The organism is Robbsia andropogonis (assembly GCF_000970345.1).
Classification (GTDB): domain Bacteria; phylum Pseudomonadota; class Gammaproteobacteria; order Burkholderiales; family Burkholderiaceae; genus Robbsia; species Robbsia andropogonis.
Window position 1 is genome coordinate 1 of record NZ_LAQU01000093.1, and the last position, 3864, is coordinate 3864.

At 59.4% G+C, this 3864-nt stretch carries 3 protein-coding genes and 4 pseudogenes; 1 reads left to right on the forward strand and 6 read right to left on the reverse strand.

Translation table 11 applies throughout. The features are described 5' to 3' along the window. The 4 genes and pseudogenes from WM40_RS28350 to WM40_RS25845 all read right to left on the reverse strand — a co-directional run. Positions 1-356: pseudogene (locus tag WM40_RS28350) on the reverse strand (hypothetical protein); the annotation flags it as partial. Between the two features lie 246 nt (positions 357-602). Then, positions 603-1598, reverse strand: a pseudogene (locus WM40_RS25835) (IS30 family transposase). A gap of 137 nt (positions 1599-1735) precedes the next feature. Next, positions 1736-2086 (reverse strand): annotated as a pseudogene (locus WM40_RS32660) (NAD(P)-dependent oxidoreductase); the annotation flags it as partial. Between the two features lie 21 nt (positions 2087-2107). After that, entirely contained in the window at positions 2108-2725 is a 618-nt protein-coding gene (locus tag WM40_RS25845; protein WP_024905833.1) for an FMN-dependent NADH-azoreductase, read from the reverse strand. A 109-nt stretch (positions 2726-2834) separates the two neighbouring features. Between WM40_RS25845 and WM40_RS25850 the strand changes: the two genes are divergently transcribed. Beyond that, the gene (locus WM40_RS25850) at positions 2835-3269 is read left to right on the forward strand and encodes a winged helix-turn-helix transcriptional regulator (RefSeq protein WP_024905834.1); all 435 of its coding nucleotides are present in this window, start codon (positions 2835-2837) and stop codon (positions 3267-3269) included. 42 nt (positions 3270-3311) lie between these two features. On the opposite strand, the pseudogene WM40_RS29225 reads toward WM40_RS25850, so the two are convergent. Next, positions 3312-3679, reverse strand: a pseudogene (locus WM40_RS29225) (DUF3363 domain-containing protein); the annotation flags it as partial. Between the two features lie 44 nt (positions 3680-3723). Next, a partial coding sequence (locus tag WM40_RS29230; RefSeq protein WP_157793801.1) for a transposase domain-containing protein occupies positions 3724-3864 on the reverse strand: 141 nt, incomplete at its 5' end.

The following is a 3864-nucleotide window of genomic DNA, read 5'->3' on the forward strand; positions in this document are numbered from 1 at the left end:
TAAAGCGCGGACTCGGCGGTGAGCGCCGGCACACGCCACGCACAGAGGTTCGCGCGCACCATTGCCTTGACGACTTCGGTATGCGCTTCTTGTGCCGTGGACGGTGCCGGATCGATCTTGCCCAGTTCGTGCCGCAGCCGATGCAGGCGTTCGCGGGTTTGCAGCGTGCGCAAGAGCTTTGGATGATCCATCGGCCGTGCGACGCTTTGGGCGGTGGCGGGTTTCAATTGCGCGAAACGCGAAGACCGTTTAGCCTTCGCATGCACCGGAATTCGCGCGCCAACAGCTTCGCCGGAAGCGGACTCTACGAATTCAGCAAGCGCCTTGACGCCGCCTTCCGCCGATATTTTTGACATGTCGATTCTTCTGCTTCGATCGGGAGGTGCATACCGTACGCGAAGTTGCAAACCGCGTGGCGCGGCGCAGCGAAGTTGTTTGTCGCTCAACGAAGCATCGGCGTTAAGTTCGAGGCCCGAAGGCAGCCGTAATACTATAAGCCTGTTCGAGGGTGACCGGGATTCGCGAATATGCGAAGCTTCGCATATTCGCGATTATGCTCAGCACCGGATTAGGTAGATTCAACCGGTCGTCGCAACACTCGATTATTGAGCGGACTTTAGGTATTCGTCCAGCGCTTCCGCAGGTTTCTTCCAGCCTAGTGTTTTGCGCGGCCGTGTATTCAGTGCGTTAGCCACGGCTTGAATTTCGTTCGCGCTCCATCGGGATAGGTCGGTGCCTTTTGGGAAGTATTGCCGTAGAAGGCCGTTCGTATTCTCATTCGTGCCGCGCTGCCATGGGCAATGAGGATCGGCGAAGTAGACCTTCACCCCTGACTCAATGGTGAAGCGAGCATGATCAGACAGTTCCTTGCCGCGATCCCAGGTCAAGGATCGCCACAACTGGGCGGGCATACTTGTCACGGTTTTCTTGAGTGCGTTGGCCATTGTTACCGCGCCGTAGCCGGCCAGTGGAGGGCCATTCATCCGGGAAGTCGAACTTTATCGATTGGCAATCTGTTCTGGCGACCAGCCGTTGACCCATTTGCGATCGCTGCGTTCTGGCTTGTTGCGCCCGATGAACGCCGCTTGCCGAGGCCCGGCAATCGTGCGTCCCCGCATATCATAAACTTGGCCCTCCAGACGCTCTTGCACATATTGGTGAAGCCTGGGGTTTGTTGCTAGCTTTGGACGTTTGGAAAACAGTTCCGCCTTCCACTGCGCGACAGAGGCGCGATACTCGAGGCGTCCACCCCGAGTCGCTGCGTTGCGGGTCAGCTCTCGGGAGACCGTTGACGCACTGCGGCCGATACGGCGAGCAATCTCACGTACGCCAACGCCTTGCGCCGATAGCAATCCTATCTCTTCGCGTTCCGGGAACGATAAGTACCTTGTGGAAATGGGGAGCGCCATGAACAGCGGCATGCCGCCGCGTCGTCGGAACCAACGTGCACCTACGGCTTGCGACACGCAGACCGCAGCAGCAGCCTTCTCGCTTGTGATGCCGGTGGCAACCTGCGACCAGAACTGGCGCTCAACCTCTCGCCGATGCGACGGCGCTCCGGGCGAGTGCTAAGCTCCGCGCCCCGTGAATGTTTGCATCCAATTCGCTGTTCGACCCATGAGACACCTCCGAGAATAAGGTGTTCCGACGACCGGTTGAATCTACCTTGCGATCCACGATCCGAATGATGTATCCATTGCGCATCCTCTGCCGGGCGTCGGGCGTAAAGTGCCTGCTCCAATCCATCTTTTGGATCACGATAGGCAGCGGTAGAAATCTGGATCAGGCGGCACACGCCTGCGTGCTTCATCGCGGCGATGATGTGGGTCAAGCCGTGCATGACCGGCTTATCGCCTTGCACCTTGAGACTGTTGGGACCCAGGGTGCTGATGACTGCATCGGTACACTGGATGCACTTCGCTATCGCACTCCGGTCTTGCAGGTCGCCGACAACGATTTCTACTCTTCCCGCGAACGACGCGAGTTTCTTGGCGTCGCGCGTATAGACCGACAGCGTGTAGCCACGCTTCAAGGCTTCCTTGATGATGTGCCTTCCCGTCGGCCCGGTCGCACCGAACAGCGCGATGGTTTTTTTCCGGCCATGGGATCACGCCGCCTTCGCCAACAAGGCTTTGATGGCCGTTTCGGCGTTGGCGGTGGTGGTCTTCACCGCGTCGGGGCCGAGAACCGTGCCTTCGACGCGCACCACTGCAACGTCGGTCAGGCCGATGAAACCGAGCAGGTGCAGCAAATAGTTGGTCTGGAAATCGAACGGCGCCCAGGTGCCCTCCGAGAACACCCCTCCCGCAGCGGTCACGAGATAGACCTTCTTGCCAGTGAGCAGCCCTTTCGGCCCGGTGTCGCCATAGCTGAAAGTGACGCGTGGCCAAGTGACGTGATCGAACCACGCCTTGAGCTGTGAGGGCAGGCCGAAGTTGATCATGCCCGAACCGAGCACGATCACATCGGCGACTTTCAACTCATCGACCAACTCTTGCGCGACCTTCACCGCCTCGAGCTGTTCCGGTGTGCGATCTTCAGGCGACGTGATCCGGCCTTGGATGTAGGCCGGCGTGATGTGCGGCGGCGGATTCGCGGCGAGGTCGCGCACGGTCAGTGGGCCGCCCGAGCGGGCTTGGATGCCTTCAGCGATTTCGGTGGCAAAGCGGGTGGAAAGGCTGTCAGCCCCGCGCGGGCTGGACGTGACAAGCAGAGTATGACTCATGACGGCTCCTAGCTATAAAATAAGAACTGAGTCGGATAATGATCCTGACATACCAATTCATACACGGGATGGTATGGTTCCTGCCCTGTCCTCACAAGAAGGCACACGCATGTCACTTAGTCACATCGAGCTACCTGCTGATATGCCTGCACCTGATGCCGGCGGCTGTGTGGCGACCCGCGAAATACTGGATCGCATAGGCGACAAGTGGAGCCTCTACATCGTCGCCATGCTCGCCAATGGCCCGCGGCGCTTCAACGAATTGAAGCGCGGCATCGACGGCATTTCCCAGCGGATGCTGACGCTGACCTTGCGCGGACTGGAACGCGACGGACTGATAACGCGAACGATGTTTCCGACCATTCCTCCGCGCGTTGATTACGAACTTACTGACATGGGAAGAACGTTGTTGAAGTCTGTCATGGTGTTGGTCAACTGGGCGAACAAGAATCAAGTCGCCATTGCCGAAGCGCATAAACGTTTTGACGAGGGGCCGGAGCCAGATCAGGTATTGATTCAGGGCGTTGTCTACCAGCGTCGATAAGCAAGCTCCCAAGCTGTTAGGTTTGCGCAAAATGCCGTCGCGTCATCCTACGGACTGCCCGCGCTGGCGCCCGATTTCCCACGACACACCGCCGCCGCGCACCGTGGCGACGCGCTGTTGGCCTAGCTGCCGTTCGATCACTGGTTTTCACGGCACCAGCGAGAAGCCCACCCCGTCATCGAGCATCGCGTAGCGGCCACTGGCGAGCACGACCAAACGCCGGTAGATGCCAACACGCGCTGCCCGTCCGTGAGGGGGCGATGCGCCAGGCCGCTTTCGGCGGCAATGTCCTTCGCGGCCTACGCCAGCTCGCGCCCGCGCAGCGTCGCGAGCAGATTGCGCGCGAGGACGACGCGCTGCTCGGCCAAGCCCTGTTCAGTCAGAAAGTCGGCGCGCTGGCGTAGCGCGTCCGTAAGCGGCTGGAGATCCCATCTTGACGATGGTGGATGGTTGGTTAGGCTACCGCCGACTTCCAGTTGTGCGGCAAGAGATCATCGATCTGCCGTGCCGGATGGGTCGGCAATCGATTCAGTACGTCTTTGAGATAGGCATACGGATCATGGCCATTGAGCTTGGCCGACTGAACGAGGCTCAT